The following is a 16,401-nucleotide window of genomic DNA, read 5'->3' on the forward strand; positions in this document are numbered from 1 at the left end:
GGCTGACTGACCGAACCGGAGGAACACATGAGCACGCTGCATCAAGACAGCATCATCATCGACGGTCTGAACATCTCGAAGTTTGAGAGGCCGGTGTTTGAAGACATGCGCCGTGGCGGCATCACAGCCGCAAACTGCACGGTGTCGGTGTGGGAAAACTTCACCAAGACCGTCGACAACATCGGCGTGATGAAGCAGAAGATTCGCGACAACGGCGAGCTGCTGACGCTGGTGCGCACGACGGAAGACATCTTCCGCGCCAAGAAGGAAGGCAAGACCGGCATCATCTTGGGCTTCCAGAACGCGCACGCGTTCGAAGACAACCTGGGTTACATCGAAGCGTTTGCCGATATGGGCGTGCGTGTCGTGCAGCTTTGCTACAACACGCAAAACCTGGTCGGCACGGGCTGCTACGAGCGCGATGGCGGATTGTCGGATTTTGGTCGCGAGGTGATCACCGAGATGAACCGCGTCGGCATCATGGTCGATCTGTCGCATGTGGGCGGCAACACGTCGTCGGAAGCGATCGCGTTCTCGAAGAAGCCGGTGTGCTACTCGCACTGCCTGCCGTCGGGCTTGAAGGAGCACCCGCGCAACAAGAGCGACGCGCAGCTCAAGGAGATTGCCGATGCGGGCGGCTTCGTCGGCGTGACGATGTTTGCACCGTTCCTCAAGCGCGGGATCGAAGCGACGATCGACGACTACATTGAGGCGATCGATTACGTCGTGAACCTCATCGGCGAAGACGCCGTGGGCATCGGCACGGATTTCACGCAGGATTTCGCCAAGGAATTCTTCGACATGCTCACGCACGACAAGGGGCGCTACCGCCAGCTGACCAACTTCGGCAAGGTGATCAACCCGGACGGCATCCGCACGATCGGCGAGTTCCCGAACCTGACCGCGGCAATGGAGCGCCATGGCTGGAAGGCGTCGCGCATCCGCAAGATCATGGGCGAGAACTGGGTGCGCGTGTTCAAGGACGTCTGGGGCGCATAGGCCCCATCGAATTCAGCGATCTCATCTACAAGAAAACCGGCCGTGCCCCGCAAGCTTCGGGGTGCGCAGGGGATGTCGTGTCTGCAATACCTGCAGCAAAGCGGCACACCGACGGCCTTCCTCACGGAGTCATTGCAATGCAACCTCAACTGCCGATCAACGTCGATCCCACTACCGGCGTCTGGACTACCGATGCACTGCCGATGCTGTATGTGCCCCGTCATTTCTTCACGAACAACCACACGGCTGTCGAAGAGGCACTGGGGCGCGATGCGTATGCGGAGATTCTCTACAAGGCCGGCTACAAGTCCGCATACCACTGGTGCGACAAGGAAGCCAAGCTGCACGGCCTTGCGGGGATGGCCGTGTTCGAGCATTACCTGAAGCGTTTGTCCCAGCGCGGCTGGGGTCTGTTCTCGATTCTGGAAGCGGACCCAGCGACAGCGCGCGCCAAGATCGAACTGTGTCACTCATCGTTCGTACTCGCGCAACCGGGCAAGGAAGGCAAGCTCTGCTACATGTTCGCCGGCTGGTTTGCGGGGGCGATGGACTGGGTCAACGATACCGCGCCGGAAGGAAAGGGCGCGCCGCGTGCGCAATCAAGGGAGGTGCAGTGTGCGGCGGAAGGCCATGACAACTGCATCTTCGAAGTGTCGCCGATTGCGCATTGATGCGCTGACACAAGACAACACCCGCAATACGACACACACGAACGCCAGAGGTCGCCAGCGATGCGTTATCCCCACCTGTTTAAACCCCTGCAGCTCAACCAATTGACGTTGCGCAATCGGATCGTCAGCACGGCGCACGCAGAGGTGTATGCGGAGCCGGACGGTCTGCCGGGCGAGCGCTATATCCGCTACTACGAGGAAAAGGCCAAGGGCGGTGTGGGCCTGGCCGTGTGCGGCGGTTCGAGCCCCGTGTCGATCGATAGCCCCCAGGGCTGGTGGAAGTCTGTGAATCTGGCCACTGACAGGATCATCGACCCGCTCGCGCGGCTGGCCGAAACGATGCACCGGCACGGCGCGAAGATCATGATTCAGGCCACGCACATGGGCCGCCGTTCGGCATTCCACGGTGAACACTGGCCGCACCTCATGTCGCCTTCCGGCGTGCGCGAGCCAGTGCACCGAGGCAACGCCAAGATCATCGAGGTGGAAGAGATCCGACGCATCATTACCGATTTCGCTGCAGCGGCGAAGCGAGTCAAGGCGGCCGGCATGGACGGCATCGAAATCTCGGCAGCGCATCAGCATCTGATCGACCAGTTCTGGAGCCCGCGCACCAACCACCGCACCGACGAATGGGGCGGCAGTCTTGAGAACCGCCTGCGCTTCGGTGTCGAGGTATTGCAGGCAGTACGCGAGGCAGTTGGCAAGGATTTCTGTGTCGGGCTGCGCATGTGCGGCGACGAATTCCATGAAGACGGTCTCGACCACGAGCAACTGAAAGAGATCGCGCAAGCGATGTCTGAAACCGGCCTGATCGACTATCTCGGCGTGATCGGCTCGGGGGCGGACACCCACAACACGCTCGCGAACTGCATGCCCCCCATGGCATTGCCGCCGGAGCCGTTTGTACATCTTGCGGCCGGCATCAAGTCAGTCGTGAAGGTGCCCATCATGCATGCACAGAGCATTCGCGATGCGGGCCAGGCCGAACGCCTGCTTGCGAGCGGGATGATCGACCTCGTGGGCATGACGCGTGCGCAGATGGCTGATCCGCATATGGTCATCAAGATTCGCGATGGCCGCGAGGACGAGATCAAGCAGTGCGTGGGCGCGAATTACTGCATTGACCGCCAGTACAACGGCCTTGATGTTCTGTGCATCCAGAACGCTGCGACCTCGCGCGAACAGACGATGCCGCACGTGATTGAGAAATCGCGCGGCCCGAAGCGCAAGGTGGTCGTCGTGGGAGCCGGGCCCGCTGGGCTCGAGGCGGCACGCGTTGCGCGATCGCGTGGCCACGACGTTGTGCTGTTCGAGAAAAGTCAGGAGGTGGGTGGGCAGATCATGCTCGCTGCCAAGGCGCCGCAGCGCGAGCAGATGTCGGGCATCGTCCGGTGGTTCGACATGGAGACGAAGCGCCTGGGCGTGGACCGACGGCTTGGAGTGGAAGTCGACACGAAGGCGATCATGGCCGAACGGCCTGACATCATCGTGCTCGCCACGGGTGGCCGGGCCTTCTCTGATCAGGTGCCGGACTGGGGCGTCGCCGGCGGGCTGGCGGTCAGCTCGTGGGACATTCTCTCCGGCAAGGTCGAGCCGAAGCAGAACGTACTCGTCTATGACGGCGTCAGCACGCACGCCGGCGCGGGTGTCGCCGACTTCATCGCCAGCCGCGGCTCCAAGGTCGAGATTGTCACGCCCGATGTGAAGGTTGCCGACGATTGCGGCGGCACGACATTCCCGATCTTCTACCGGCGCCTGTACGCGCAAGGGGTCATCCACACGCCCAACTACTGGCTTGACCGGGTGTACGAGGAAGACGGCAAGAAGATCGCGGTGCTGCGCAACGAATACACCGAGGAACTGGAGGAGCGAGCCGTCGATCAGGTGGTCATCGAGAACGGCAGCACGCCCAACGACGCGCTGTACTGGAAGCTGAAGCCGGAGTCGGTGAACAGCGGGCAGATCGATGTGCATAAGCTGTTTGCGGCCGAGCCGCAGCCGTGGCTGTCGGAGGAACTGGGCAATGGCCGGTTTCTGCTGTTCCGCGTTGGCGACTGCATTTCGATGCACAACATCCACGGCGCGATCTACGACGCGCTGCGCCTCGTGAAGGATTTCTGACCATGAATCCGGCCTTTCTGATTACCGCGCTGCTGTGGCTGTCGGTGGCGGGGCTCGTGTTTGCGGTGGCCAAGCGTGCCTCGTACTGGCGTCTGGGGCGCGCGGCTGCGGGCGATGAGTTTGGCATTGCAAACTTGTTCACGATTCCGAAACGCTACTTTGTCGACCTGCACCACGTGGTGGCGCGTGATCCGTACATCGCCAAGACGCACGTTGCGACCGCGGGCGGCGCGATTGCCGCACTCGCGCTGGTGTTCGTCAACTACGGCTTTGCCATTTATTCGCCGTGGCTCGACAAACTGATCTTCGTCGCAGCGCTGGCGATGCTGATTGGTGTGGTGTTCGTCTGGCGACGTCGCGCAGCGAAGGATGTACCTGCGCGCCTCTCTCGCGGTCCGTGGAATACGCTGCCATGGCTGCTCGGCGCGTTCGCGCTCGGCCTTGTTCTGTTCGTGGTCGTGCCGACGGAGATGATGTCAGGTGCGTTTGCCGTGCTGTGCGCAGTGCTGATCGGCGTCGGTGCGTTCGCGATGACGTTCGGTGCCGCGAAGGGCGGGCCGATGAAGCACGCGATGGCGGGTCTGCTGCATCTGGCCTTCCACCCGCGTCAGGAGCGTTTTGCTGGTACGCCCGAAGCGTTCACCGGCAGCGGAACGGCGACGCCGCCGACCGCGTTGAAGCTGCCCGACATCGAGCACCAGGAATACGGCGTTGCCAAACCGGTCGAGTTCCGCTGGAACCAGCTGCTAAGCTTTGACGCCTGCGTGCAATGCGGCAAGTGTGAAGCGGCTTGCCCCGCGTTCGCCTCCGGCCAGCCATTGAACCCGAAGAAGCTGATCCAGGATCTTGTCGTCGGAATGGCAGGCGGCACCGATGCCGCCTATGCGGGCAGCCCCACGCCAGGTCTCGCGGTCGGCCAGCATCGTGGCGAGCCGAACGGCTCCATCGTGTCTGGGTTGATCGAAGCGCAGACGCTGTGGTCGTGTACAACCTGCCGCGCCTGCGTGCAGGAGTGCCCGATGCTGATCGAACATGTAGATGCGATTGTCGACATGCGGCGCAACCAGACCCTCGTGCATGGCACGGTGCCGGGCAAGGGCGCTGAAGTGCTGGCCAACCTGCGCGAGACCGGCACCATGGGTGGTTACGACACGGCGGCGCGTTACGACTGGGCGGTCGATCTGAATGCGCCCATTGCTCAGGCTGGCAAGCCGGTCGACGTGCTTTTCGTAGCGGGCGAGGGTGCGTTTGAGATGCGCTACCAACGTACCTTGCGCGCGGTCGTCAAGGTGCTGAACAAGGCGGGCGTCGACTACGCCGTCCTCGGCAACGTGGAAACGGACACGGGTGACGTCGCGCGCCGGCTGGGCGATGAAGCAACGTTTCAGAAGATGGCGAGGACGCTGATCGGCACATTGTCGACGCTGTCTTACAAGCAGATCGTCACCGCTGACCCGCACGTCATGCACAGCCTGCGCAACGAATACCGCGCACTCGGGTTGCGCGTGACCGTCAAGCATCACACAACGTACCTGGCGGAGCTTGCAGCCAGCGGAAAGATTGCGCCGAAGGCCGTCGACTCACTGCGCGAGAAACGCACGACCTATCACGACCCGTGCTACCTCGGGCGCTACAACGGCGAGACAGACGCCCCCCGCAAGCTTCTCAAGACGATCGGCATCCAGGTGGTCGAGATGGAGCGAAACGGCATGCGCGGCCGCTGTTGCGGCGGTGGTGGCGGCGCTCCGTTGACGGACATCCCCGGCAAGCAGCGCATTCCCGATATCCGCATTGCCGATGCGCGTGCCGTCAACGCAGATGTTGTTGCGGTTGCCTGCCCGAACTGCACTGCGATGCTCGAAGGTGTGGTGGGCCCACGCCCAGACGTGCTCGACGTGGCTGAACTGGTTGCTGCTTCGCTGGAGTGAATCGATGAACACGATCAAACGAATCGATCCGCGCCGGCCGTTCATCATCACGGCCGCCGGGGTGAAGCGGATCACGCTCGGGGAGATCGGCAGCTCGGATGCCAACGTGGCGCACTGGCCCACGCTCGGCCACGGCGGCGCTGCGGCCAAGCCGCGCCGCACGTTGACCGACCCAAAACATGTGCTGCTCGTTGCGGCGCACAGTGAGCGCGGCGCGCTGGACGAGCACGCACGCCAAGCCGTTGCTGCCGCTGCGTTGCTGGCGGATACGCACACTGAAGTCGTGCTGGTGGTGTTCGGTGAGCTGAAGGATGACGCGGCAGCGCTTGGCGTCGACAAGCTCGTCGAGCTTGCGGGCTTTGACCGCCGGGTGTTTGCCCCAGAAAGCGAACTGCAAGCGCTGCAGGCGTGCGTTGCCGCATTTGCACCGAAGAACGTGTTCCTGCCTGACAACGCGATCGGCGACGGTGACCTCGGCCGCCGCTATGCGGCCTCCGCCGGCGCAAGCATTGGCGCGCACATCGTCGAAATCAACGCGCAGCATGTTGGCGCCTATGCCCACGCCAAGCGGGCGTTCGCAACGCGCTCGCTGCCAGACGTGATCCTGCTCGCACAGAACGCGGTGGACGCGAAGCTGCCGTTCGTGGGCGCCGGCGAGCGTCTGCTCAGCGATTTCATAGACGTTGCGGCCCCTGCAGCGCAACGAACACGCGATCTTGGCCTGGAAGACCTCGACGCTGCGCAGGTGGCGCTCGAGGAAGCGGATTTCATCGTCTCGGCCGGCAATGGCGTATCCGACATTCCATCGTTCGAACGATTGGCTGATGTGCTGGGCGCCGCGGTTGCAGCGAGTCGGGTCGCGGTCGACAACGGACATTTCAAGCGCGACAAACAGGTGGGCGCCACAGGCAAGACAGTGGAGGCGAGCGTCTACATCGCGTTTGGCATTTCCGGCGCCGTGCAGCACTTACAAGGCATCAAGGATTGCCGCCACGTGATTGCCGTGAATCTTGACGGCAGCGCCCCAATTGCAAAGCGCGCCGACTTGACCGTGGTGGGCGATGCTCAGGCAACGATCGCGGCGCTGATCGAGCAGGTTCAGAGCGCACGCGCAGCCCAGGCAGCCCGCGGACAGCCGCCGGCTGCAGTGGGTAACCGTGAACCGGAAGGAGTTGCAGCATGAGCGCCCCGCGACAGTTGAAGCGCATTGCGGTGCTGGTGTCGGTTGGCCGTCATCCGGTCAGCGGCGCCTTGCGGTACAGCCGCAACGATGCGGTTGCTCTCGAGATCGGCCGCCAGCTTGCCGATCGCCATCTTGCACAACTTGACGTCATCCATGCGGGCGATCCGGCAAATCCGGCGCTTGCCGAATATCTCGCGCTCGGCGCACGCGAAGTCGATGTGCTGACTTGCAGTGAGGGTGACGACGCAGCGGCCATGCTCGCAGCGCGGTTGCAGGGCTGCGACCTGGTCCTGACCGGCGTGCGAGCCGAAGGTGCGTACGACACCGGTGTGTTGCCGTATCGCGTTGCCGCATTGCTGGGCTACCCGATTGTTGGCGCGGCCGTCGACATTGCAGTCAATGATGGCCGTGCTGCTGTGCGGCAGTTCCTACCCAAGGGGCTGCGCCGACGCGTCGATACCTCGTTGCCGGCCGTCATTGCAGTGCACCCGCTGGCCAACGCACATCCCCGCTACGCGTACGCGCGGCTACGGGCAGGCGATGTGCGCTGGGCAAGTGTGACGGCCGTTGCAGATGCCGAGGCGTCTGCGTGGACGCTCGGCCCGATCGAGCGCAAGCCGGTCAAGTTCGCGGCGGCGGAGAAGCGTTCCGGCCACGCGCGGATGCTTTCGGCAACCACCACCGAAAGCCGGGGTGGCAACGTCGTAATTGACGGAAGTTCTGTCGAAAAAGCGCAAGTCATCCTGGCTTATTTGCGCGAGCATCAGCTCATCGACTACTGATTTGAACCTGTCGGCAAGAACTAAAGAGACGCAAGGAATCCGGAGCAGACGATGAAGGTATCGGCAGATATTCGCGAATTGATCGAACGACGCAAAGCAGGCTACAGCCTCGAGGCGCCCTTCTACCATAGTGAAGCGATCTTCGCGCTCGATATGGAGGCGATTTTCCGCCAGCACTGGATCCAGGTGGCGGTGGAACCGGACATGCCAGAGCCGGGCGATTACGTCACGGTGGAGCTGGGCAGCGATTCAATCCTGATCGTGCGCGACGACGACATGCAGATTCGCGCGTTTCACAACGTGTGCCGCCACCGCGGCGCGCGCTTGTGCAACGGAGAGAAAGGCACGGTGGGCAATATCGTATGCCCGTATCACAGCTGGACATATAACCTCGAAGGCCAGCTCATGTTTGCGGAACACATGGGCGAGAAGTTCGACCGCTGCAAGCACAGCCTGAAATCGGTGCACACGCAGAACCTCGCGGGCCTGATCTTCATCTGCCTGGCAGACAACCCGCCCGATTTTTCGGCAATGCGCGAGGCCATGGAGCCGTATCTGCTGCCGCACGACTTGCCGAACACCAAGGTCGCCGCGCAGGTCGACATCATTGAGAAAGGCAACTGGAAGCTGACGCTCGAGAACAACCGCGAGTGCTATCACTGCGTTGCGAACCATCCTGAGCTGACAATCTCGCTGTATGAATACGGCTTCGGCTATCAGCGCTCCGATGCCAACGCCGAAGGCATGGATGCGTTTGTGCAGACCTGCATCGAGCGAGGCAAGGAGTGGGCGGAGATGGGGCTGCCATCGGAAGAGATCGAGCGCCTGCTCGATACCACCGGTTTCCGTACGCAACGCCTGCCGCTTGATCGCAGCGGTGAGTCCCAAACACTGGATGCGAAGGTTGCGTCCAGGAAGCTGCTCGGCGGTTTCAAGCAGGCGGATCTTGGCGGGCTGTCGTTCTGGACGCAGCCGAACTCCTGGAACCACTTCATGAGTGACCATATCGTGGCGTTCTCTGTGATTCCGCTGTCCGCCGGTGAGACCCTGGTGCGCACGAAATGGCTCGTGCACAAGGATGCGGTCGAGGGCGTTGACTATGACGTGAAGAACCTCACCGCCGTGTGGAACGCGACCAACGATCAGGATCGCGCGCTGGTCGAGTATTCCCAGGCGGGTTCAGCAAGCAGCGCGTACGAGCCGGGTCCGTATTCGCCGTACACCGAAGGTCTTGTCGAGAAGTTCGCGGCCTGGTACGTCGCCCGACTCGCCGACCAGATCGCAGAATCGCACTAAGCCTGTAAACGGGAGCAAGACATGATGCGAGATGCGGGCCAATTGGACGTCATGGACAGCCGGGTGACGCAGCTCGCGTTCTGGAGCGCGCTTCCTGAACGCTGGACGAGCGATGCCGAAGAAACGCTGGTGTGTTGCCACGTAAGGCAGGAGACGCACGACGTAAAGAGCTTCTTCTTCCGTTCGCCGATGGGTCGCACGTTCCTGTTCGAGCCGGGTCAGTTCATCACCCTCGAACTCGACATCGAGGGCGAGACGATCAACCGTTGCTACACGATCTCGTCGTCGCCTGCACGTCCGCATACGATCTCGATCACCGTCAAGCGTGTGCCGGGCGGCAAGGTGTCGAACTGGCTGCACGACAATCTGCAGCCTGGCGCTGCAATCCGTGTGCTGGGCCCTGCCGGAGAGTTCACCTGCGCGCGGCATCCAGCACGCAAGTACCTGTTTCTCTCTGCCGGCTCCGGCGTGACGCCGCTCATGTCGATGAGCCGTGCGCATCACGATCTTGCCGAAGATCGCGACATCGTATTCGTGCACAGTGCGCGCACGCCCGACGACATCATCTTTGGGCGCGAGCTGGATCTGATCGCATCGAACCACGCGAACTTTCGTACATCGTTCGTGGTCGAGCGCCTTGGTACACGCACCAACTGGCCTGGCATCACGGGCTTTCTGTCACTGCCGCTGCTGAAGCTGGTCGTGCCGGATTTCATGGAACGCGAGATCTTTACCTGCGGCCCTGCCCCTTACATGAAGGCGGTGCGCGGTCTGCTCGACGAAGCCGGGTTTGACCGCACGCACTACCACGAAGAGAGTTTCTCGTTCGAATCATTGGCTGCCGAAGCGGCGCCGGAGGCGACAGTACAGGATGCCGCTCCAGCGGAAAGCCCTGACGCCGACGCACCGCAGTTCAGTGTCAGCTTTGCGAAAACGGGGCGGGAGATCGCCTGTGGCGCGGCGCAGCACGTGTTGGATGCGGCGCGCCAGGCCGGAGTTCGGTTGCCCGCATCGTGTACCCAGGGCATGTGTGGAACGTGCAAGGTCAGGTTGGTATCTGGCCAGGTCGATATGAAGCACAACGGCGGGATCCGCCAGCGCGAGGTCGACCAGGGAATGGTGTTGTTGTGCTGCAGCAAACCGCTGTCGGATCTGGTGATCGACAAATAAGAACCGACGTCGCGCCGTGCATCACAACAGGGTCGCGACGCAGGGTCGGCAGTGAATAAACGGAGGCGCTTGTGTGCCAATCAAAGGAGGAATAACCATGAAGTTTCTCGAAAAGCTGGTCTTTGCCAGTGCGGCATCTGTGATGTTGACGTGGAGTGCATTCGCGCTTGGAGCGACCAAGCCAGGCCTGAAGATCGGCTATGTCGAAGGGTGGGACGACAGCGTCGCAACGACGAACGTCGCCGCACGGATCATTGAAAAGAAGCTGGGGTATCCGGTGCAGCTGGTGCCGGTGGCGGCGGGTGTCATGTGGCAAGGCGTCGCACGGGGCGATCTGGACGCTACGCTGTCCGCGTGGTTGCCCGTGACGCAGGGCGCCTACTGGGATCAGTTCAAGACCAAAGTGGTGGATCTCGGGCCGAACTTCACTGATGCGCGAATCGGTTTGATCGTTCCCGAATCCGTGAGCGTAAAGACCATTGAAGACCTGAACGCGCAGAAGTCGGCATTCGAAGGCCGCATCGTCGGCATTGACGCTGGTGCGGGCGTGATGCGCAAGGCTGGAGATGCCATCAAGACCTATGGGCTCAACTACTCTCTGATGCCGAGTTCGGGCAGCGCAATGACGGCTGAGCTGGCGCGTTCAATGAACGCAAATAAGCCGATTGTCGTCACCGGGTGGGCCCCGCACTGGATGTTCGCCAAATGGAAGCTGCGCTTCCTCGAAGATCCGAAAAAGGTCTTCGGTGATGCGGAGCACGTCGACAACGTTGTCAATCCGGGGTTGGAAACCAAGGCGAAGCCAGTGGTCACGTTCCTGAAGAAATTTCAGTGGAAGCCGGGTGAGATCGATAGCGTGATGCTGGCGATCCAAAATGGCACGAAGCCGGACGCGGCTGCCGATGCATGGATCGCTGCGCATGCGGATCGTGTGAACGCGTGGCTTGAAGGCGCGCAGTCGCAGTAACTGTCCCACCGGGTCTGTCGACCGGCATCGAAGTAGTACCGGCCACCATCGCCCTGCGATCGTGGCCGGTTTCCGTTGGGTCTACTGGAAGACGACGGTTCGATCACCGTTGAGGAACACGCGGCGCTCAATGAACGCCTTGACGGCGCGTGCAAGGGTGAGGCATTCGACATCGCGGCCCACCGCCAGCAATTGCTCAGGGCGGTAGGAATGATCAACCCGCTCGACGACCTGCTCGATGATCGGGCCTTCGTCTAGATCGTCGGTAACGAAGTGCGCGGTCGCGCCGATGAGCTTGACCCCACGCGCATGCGCCTGGTGATAAGGCTTGGCACCCTTGAAGCCGGGCAGGAAGGAGTGGTGGATGTTGATCGCGCGATTGATCAGTTTCGCGCTCGTCTCCGGCGAAAGCACCTGCATGTAGCGTGCGAGGATCACGAGTTCCGCGCCGCTCGATTCGAACAGGTCAAGCCATTGCGCCTCCTGCTGCGCCTTCGTTTCGGCCGTGATCGGAAAATGGCGGAATGGCAGACCGTGCTGGCGTGCCATTGGCTCGAAGTCGGGGTGGTTCGACGCGATGCCGACGATGTCCATTTTCAGTTCACCCATGCGCCAGCGGAACAGCAGATCGGCCAGGCAATGCTCCAGTTTCGACACCATGATGAGGACTTTCGGACGCGCCTGAGCGTCGTGAATGGCCCATTGCATGCCGAAGGTTTGCGCGATCGGTTCGAACTCTCGCCGCAGTTCGTCGACGTGCAGCGTGTGTGCATCCGTCGCATGAAACACGCAGCGCACAAAGAAATGCTGGCTCAGTTCGTCGTCGAAAACGTTCAGTTCGTCGATGTAGCACTGATGGCGCTCGAGCAATCCGACGACGGCGGCCACCTGGCCGGGGCCGCTCGGGCATGACAGCGTCAGAATGAATGATGGTGAACGGGATGGCGCGTTCATGCGATTCCTCTTTCTGGGTTGACTGGGGCGTTTGCAGCGTGCAAACGCCCGCCACGCTGAAAGTAGAGCAGGGCGCCCGGTGCACAGATAGAACCGAACCGCCGAGTGGCTGGTATTGGTTCGCCACGTGAGCGGGGAAGGTGTACTTTGGTTGTGTCGTGGAGTCGCGCGTCGACCATGGCCGCTGGCAGTCGATGTCGCTCCTGGACAAGCCGATGTCATCTATCGGTTTGTCGGGTTTTCAGTGTCGTATTTGAACAAGCACTTGTCGGAAATCGTCGGCAGATGGTGGTCGTTTCTAGCAACTATGTAGGGAAATCGCACCGATAAAGCGGGGATGCAATTCGTCAGATTCACTCCGGCGTTTCGGGAAGGGAAACCAACAGAAATAGGGATGCAGCGCTGGCGCTTCCCAGATGGCAGGGAAGTGCGGGCACGCCGTGTGACGTGTAGGTCCAGCAGTACCAGGAGAGGGTTCGATGAATAGTCCCAAGGTCGTAGTCGAAGGTTTGAGCAAGGTGTTTGGAAGCAATCCCCGCCAAGCCCTCGACATGCTCGCTGCCGGGTCAACCAAAGACGAAGTGTTCAGGCGCACCGGTCAGGTCGTCGGCGTGCACGACGTATCGTTTGACGTGAAAGAGGGTGAAATCTTCGTGATGATGGGCCTGTCGGGCTCCGGCAAGTCGACGTTGATCCGCCTTGTGAACCGGCTCGTGGAGCCCACCGCCGGCAAGGTGCTGATCGGCGGCCGCGACGTGGCGGCCGTCAGCCGAGCGGAGCTGATCGCGCTGCGGCGCAAAGATATGAGCATGGTGTTCCAGTCGTTCGCGCTGATGCCGCAGCGCACGGTGCTGTCGAACGCCGCGTTTGGCCTTGAAGTGGCGGGCGTTGGCCGGGTGGAACGCGAGCGGCGCGCCATGGAGATCCTGGAGCAGGTGGGCCTGGCGGCCTTCGCGCAGAAGCTGCCGCGCGAACTATCCGGGGGCATGCAGCAGCGTGTTGGTCTGGCGCGTGCGCTGACCGTCAATCCTTCCTTGATGATCATGGACGAGGCGTTCTCGGCGCTGGATCCGCTCAAGCGCAAGGAAATGCAGAACGTGCTGCTGCAACTGCAGAAAGACCACCAGCGAACGATCATGTTTGTCTCGCACGATCTGGAAGAAGCGCTGCGCATCGGCAGCCGGATCGCGATCATGGAAGGCGGTCGTCTGGTGCAGGTCGGGACCCCGCAGGAGATCATCACCAGCCCTGCCAACGACTATGTCCGCACGTTCTTCGACGGTATCGACACGAGCCGATACCTGACCGCAGGCGACCTGATGCAGATGGACGCCGTGCCCACGGTTTCAAAGCTTGATGCGGCAAGCATCGCCGCGACGCTGAACGGCAGCGTCGACTATGCCTTTGTGCTGGATGCGCAACGCCGGATCCGCGGTTGTGTCACGCGAAGCGCCGCGCCAAACATGCAGCCCGTCGAGAGCATCCGGTACGACGCGCCGCTTGAGCAGGTCGTGGATCGCGTTGTCGAGAATCCGAATGCGTTGCCCGTTGTCGATCACGACGGCTGCTACTGCGGCTCGGTGAGCCGTGCCCTCATCCTGAAAGCCATTACGCGATCGCGAGGCCACCATGTCTGACACCCTTCCTATCGGCCACTGGGTCGACCAGGCAGTCCACTACCTTCTGGATCACGACGCGGCCGCGTTCGATACGGTCGGCCGTGCCATCGAGGGGCTCGCCGCGCTCATCGAACGTAGCCTTCAGGCCGTGCCGATGGGGTTGATGATGGCGGTCTTCATTGGCATTGGCCTCTGGCGCGTGGGCTGGCGCTTCGCGCTCTTTACAGCGGCGTCGTTCTTCATCATTTCCGCTACGGGGTTTTGGGACCAGACCATCGTCACGCTGGGCCTGACGCTGTCGTCCACCATCATCAGCCTGGCGCTTGGCGTGCCGCTTGGGATCTGGGCGGCGAGGAGCCGGGTCGTTTCAGCTGTCGTGCGTCCGATTCTGGATCTGATGCAGACGATGCCCGCATTCGTCTACCTCATTCCGGCCGCCATGCTGTTCGGCCTGGGGCGTGTGCCGGGCATTCTTTCGACCGTGATCTTTGCCATGCCTCCGGCAGTGCGTCTGACGAGCCTCGGTATCCGACAGGTCAACATGGAGCTTGTTGAAGCCGGCCTGGCGTTTGGCTGTACGCCCCGGCAACTGCTGTACAAGGTGCAGATTCCGAACGCCCTGCCGTCGATCATGCAAGGCGTGAACCAGACCATCATGATGGCGCTCTCGATGGTCATCATTGCGTCAATGGTGGGCGCCGGCGGCCTCGGCAATGAAGTGCTCGCCAGCATCCAGCGGCTTGATATTGGGCTCGGCTTCGAAAGTGGCCTGTCGGTGGTGCTCCTGGCCATCGTTCTGGACCGCATTACGGAAAGCTTCGGCCGCGCACCCGGTACGGAAAGAGCCCCGCTCTTTACTGGACTGCGACACCTCTTCAGCGCCAAAGCGGCGCCCGTGCAAACCTGAGCGGGCTATCTGCCCGTGCGCGAGAGCGGTAGCCAAAACCTTCGCGCTTCCCATCGATATCCGCGGCGTGCCGCCGCGGAGCCCTTCTGAGTGCGTTCATTCGTCAGGAGACGGAGCTATGGCGTCTGTTGCCGCCGCTTTGGTTGAACCGGCTATGGCTGTCAGTGGTTCACGATCGATGTCCTCACTCGCGCATTTCGGTTTTCTGACGCTGCCCAATTTCTCGATGATCGCGTTCTCCAGCGCAGTGGAAGTCCTGCGCATGGCGAACTACGTTGGCCGTGCCGAGCAGTACACGTGGTCCATCTATTCACTCGATGGCGCGGCGGTGTCTGCAAGCAACGGCATCGCTTTCCATCCGACTCAGGCTGTCGACCCAGCGAACCTCCCGGATGTGATGATTGTTTGCGGCGGTACCCGCATTCGCGACGTCGTTGATCCTTCGTTGCGTGGCGTGCTTGCTTCCATTGCAGAGAGAGGCATTCCTCTTGGCGGCATCTGCACCGGTGCGTATGCGCTGATGTCGAGTCAGTTGCTCGACGGCTACCGCTGTTCCATTCACTGGGAAAACCGGAGCGCGCTGCAGGAAGAGTTTCCGCACGTACAGTTTGCCGATGAGCTATTCGCGGTCGATCGTGACCGGCTCACGTGCACGGGTGGTACGGCACCCATCGACATGATGCTCAATCTCGTGGGTCTGCGCTTTGGCCAGCGCATGGCCGCGCAGGTTGCTGAACAGTTCATCCTCGAGCGCATCCGCGGCACGACGGATATACAGCCGATACCGGTTGACGTGCGTGTGGGCTTCCTGCGCGCCGAGTTGATCGAAGTGCTGCGGTTGATGGAGGCGAACATTGAAGAACCGCTGTCACTTGAGGAGTTGACACGGCTCGTGAATCTATCTCAGCGCCATCTGCAGCGGATGTTCAGGTTCTACCTGAACGTGTCGCCAACGCATTACTACCTGACGCTGCGTCTGAAGCGGGCGCGCGATCTGCTGCGCACGACAAACGCGTCGATCGCGCGCGTGACGTCGGTCTGCGGATTCCACTCGCAATGCCATTTCAGCAAGGCGTATCGGGCCCAGTTTGGCTACGCCCCAAGCCATGAGCGACGAATGCCCGATTGACTATGTGGTCAACCCATTCAGATCAAGAGTAAGGACGTGTTTGATGAAAACCAAAGCCGCCATCGCCTGGAAAGCCGGTGCTCCGCTCACTGTCGAGGAAGTGGACCTGCAAGGCCCGCGCGCCGGCGAAGTGCTCGTCGAGATCAAGGCGACCGGCATCTGCCATACCGATTACTACACGCTCTCGGGCACCGACCCCGAAGGCATCTTCCCGGCGATCCTCGGCCATGAAGGCGCGGGCGTCGTGCTGGAGGTGGGCGCAGGTGTCACGTCGTTGAAAGCCGGTGACCACGTGATTCCGCTTTACACGCCGGAATGCCGGCAGTGCAAGTTCTGCCTGTCGCGCAAGACGAACCTGTGTCAGGCCATTCGCGCCACGCAGGGCAAGGGCCTGATGCCGGATGGCACGTCGCGTTTCTCGCTCGACGGCAAGCCGCTGTTCCACTACATGGGCACGTCCACGTTTGCCAATCACATCGTGGTGCCGGAAATTGCGCTGGCAAAGATCCGCCCCGATGCGCCGTTCGACAAGGTCTGCTACATCGGCTGCGGCGTTACCACGGGCGTGGGCGCCGTGGTCTACACGGCCAAGGTGGAAGCTGGCGCCAACGTGGTCGTATTTGGCCTGGGCGGCATCGGGCTGAACGTAATTCAAGGCGCCAAGATGGTCGG

13 protein-coding genes and 1 pseudogene are annotated in these 16,401 nt (G+C 61.7%); 13 read left to right on the forward strand and 1 reads right to left on the reverse strand.

All coding sequences use genetic code 11. The features are described from left to right. Nucleotides 1-27 precede the first annotated feature (27 nt). The 9 genes from NG898_RS20470 to NG898_RS20510 all read left to right on the forward strand — a co-directional run bounded on the left by NG898_RS20470 (nt 28) and on the right by NG898_RS20510 (nt 11,120). Complete coding sequence (locus NG898_RS20470) at nt 28-999, forward strand: dipeptidase (protein WP_252694138.1); 972 nt, start codon at nt 28-30, stop codon at nt 997-999. Nucleotides 1,000-1,136: 137 nt separating this feature from the next. Then, nucleotides 1,137-1,670, forward strand: a complete 534-nt coding sequence (locus NG898_RS20475; protein WP_252694139.1) for a DUF5943 domain-containing protein — start codon at nt 1,137-1,139, stop codon at nt 1,668-1,670. Nucleotides 1,671-1,730: 60 nt separating this feature from the next. After that, nucleotides 1,731-3,794 (forward strand): NADH:flavin oxidoreductase, encoded by a 2,064-nt coding sequence (locus NG898_RS20480; RefSeq protein WP_252694140.1) that lies wholly within the window; start codon nt 1,731-1,733, stop codon nt 3,792-3,794. Between the two features lie 2 nt (nt 3,795-3,796). Next, entirely contained in the window at nt 3,797-5,722 is a 1,926-nt protein-coding gene (locus tag NG898_RS20485) for a (Fe-S)-binding protein (RefSeq protein ID WP_252694141.1), read from the forward strand. Between the two features lie 4 nt (nt 5,723-5,726). After that, nucleotides 5,727-6,905, forward strand: coding sequence for an electron transfer flavoprotein subunit alpha/FixB family protein (locus NG898_RS20490; protein ID WP_252694143.1), 1,179 nt, complete (start codon nt 5,727-5,729; stop codon nt 6,903-6,905). Beyond that, the gene (locus NG898_RS20495) at nt 6,902-7,687 is read left to right on the forward strand and encodes an electron transfer flavoprotein subunit beta/FixA family protein (protein WP_252694144.1); all 786 of its coding nucleotides are present in this window, start codon (nt 6,902-6,904) and stop codon (nt 7,685-7,687) included. The genes NG898_RS20490 and NG898_RS20495 overlap by 4 nt, the downstream gene beginning before the upstream one ends. A 51-nt stretch (nt 7,688-7,738) precedes the next feature. Beyond that, complete coding sequence (locus NG898_RS20500) at nt 7,739-8,983, forward strand: aromatic ring-hydroxylating oxygenase subunit alpha (protein WP_252694146.1); 1,245 nt, start codon at nt 7,739-7,741, stop codon at nt 8,981-8,983. A gap of 21 nt (nt 8,984-9,004) precedes the next feature. After that, nucleotides 9,005-10,153, forward strand: a complete 1,149-nt coding sequence (locus NG898_RS20505; RefSeq protein ID WP_252694147.1) for an FAD-binding oxidoreductase — start codon at nt 9,005-9,007, stop codon at nt 10,151-10,153. A gap of 97 nt (nt 10,154-10,250) precedes the next feature. Further along, a complete protein-coding gene (locus NG898_RS20510) occupies nt 10,251-11,120 on the forward strand; it encodes a glycine betaine ABC transporter substrate-binding protein (protein WP_252694148.1) in 870 nt (289 codons plus the stop codon). Between the two features lie 81 nt (nt 11,121-11,201). On the opposite strand, the gene purU is transcribed toward NG898_RS20510, so the two are convergent. After that, nucleotides 11,202-12,074 carry a formyltetrahydrofolate deformylase gene (gene purU / locus NG898_RS20515; RefSeq protein WP_252694149.1) on the reverse strand — a complete coding sequence of 291 codons (873 nt, stop codon included), beginning with the start codon at nt 12,072-12,074 and terminating at the stop codon, nt 11,202-11,204. A gap of 479 nt (nt 12,075-12,553) precedes the next feature. Here purU and NG898_RS20520 point away from each other — a divergent pair. The 4 genes and pseudogenes from NG898_RS20520 to NG898_RS20535 all read left to right on the forward strand — a co-directional run. Beyond that, nucleotides 12,554-13,711, forward strand: a pseudogene (locus NG898_RS20520) (quaternary amine ABC transporter ATP-binding protein); the annotation flags it as partial. Then, entirely contained in the window at nt 13,704-14,600 is an 897-nt protein-coding gene (choW, locus tag NG898_RS20525) for a choline ABC transporter permease subunit (protein WP_092976978.1), read from the forward strand. The pseudogene NG898_RS20520 and the gene choW, both read left to right, overlap by 8 nt. A gap of 118 nt (nt 14,601-14,718) precedes the next feature. Then, on the forward strand, nt 14,719-15,729 hold the full coding sequence (locus NG898_RS20530; RefSeq protein WP_252694151.1) for a GlxA family transcriptional regulator: 1,011 nt from the start codon (nt 14,719-14,721) through the stop codon (nt 15,727-15,729). A gap of 43 nt (nt 15,730-15,772) precedes the next feature. After that, the coding region (locus tag NG898_RS20535; protein ID WP_252694152.1) for an alcohol dehydrogenase catalytic domain-containing protein at nt 15,773-16,401 on the forward strand (629 nt) is incomplete at its 3' end.

Origin of the sequence: Ralstonia mojiangensis, assembly GCF_023955645.1 — a bacterium.
GTDB classification, from domain to species: Bacteria; Pseudomonadota; Gammaproteobacteria; order Burkholderiales; family Burkholderiaceae; genus Ralstonia; species Ralstonia mojiangensis.

What these genes read in the sequence shown, in the direction of transcription:
- NG898_RS20470 (WP_252694138.1), top strand. Translation starts at nt 28, where the DNA reads ATGAGCACGCTGCATCAAGACAGCATCATCATCGACGGTCTGAACATC.
- NG898_RS20475 (WP_252694139.1), top strand. Translation starts at nt 1,137, where the DNA reads ATGCAACCTCAACTGCCGATCAACGTCGATCCCACTACCGGCGTCTGG.
- NG898_RS20480 (WP_252694140.1), top strand. Translation starts at nt 1,731, where the DNA reads ATGCGTTATCCCCACCTGTTTAAACCCCTGCAGCTCAACCAATTGACG.
- NG898_RS20485 (WP_252694141.1), top strand. Translation starts at nt 3,797, where the DNA reads ATGAATCCGGCCTTTCTGATTACCGCGCTGCTGTGGCTGTCGGTGGCG.
- NG898_RS20490 (WP_252694143.1), top strand. Translation starts at nt 5,727, where the DNA reads ATGAACACGATCAAACGAATCGATCCGCGCCGGCCGTTCATCATCACG.
- NG898_RS20495 (WP_252694144.1), top strand. Translation starts at nt 6,902, where the DNA reads ATGAGCGCCCCGCGACAGTTGAAGCGCATTGCGGTGCTGGTGTCGGTT.
- NG898_RS20500 (WP_252694146.1), top strand. Translation starts at nt 7,739, where the DNA reads ATGAAGGTATCGGCAGATATTCGCGAATTGATCGAACGACGCAAAGCA.
- NG898_RS20505 (WP_252694147.1), top strand. Translation starts at nt 9,005, where the DNA reads ATGATGCGAGATGCGGGCCAATTGGACGTCATGGACAGCCGGGTGACG.
- NG898_RS20510 (WP_252694148.1), top strand. Translation starts at nt 10,251, where the DNA reads ATGAAGTTTCTCGAAAAGCTGGTCTTTGCCAGTGCGGCATCTGTGATG.
- purU (WP_252694149.1), bottom strand. Translation starts at nt 12,074, where the DNA reads ATGAACGCGCCATCCCGTTCACCATCATTCATTCTGACGCTGTCATGC.
- choW (WP_092976978.1), top strand. Translation starts at nt 13,704, where the DNA reads ATGTCTGACACCCTTCCTATCGGCCACTGGGTCGACCAGGCAGTCCAC.
- NG898_RS20530 (WP_252694151.1), top strand. Translation starts at nt 14,719, where the DNA reads ATGGCGTCTGTTGCCGCCGCTTTGGTTGAACCGGCTATGGCTGTCAGT.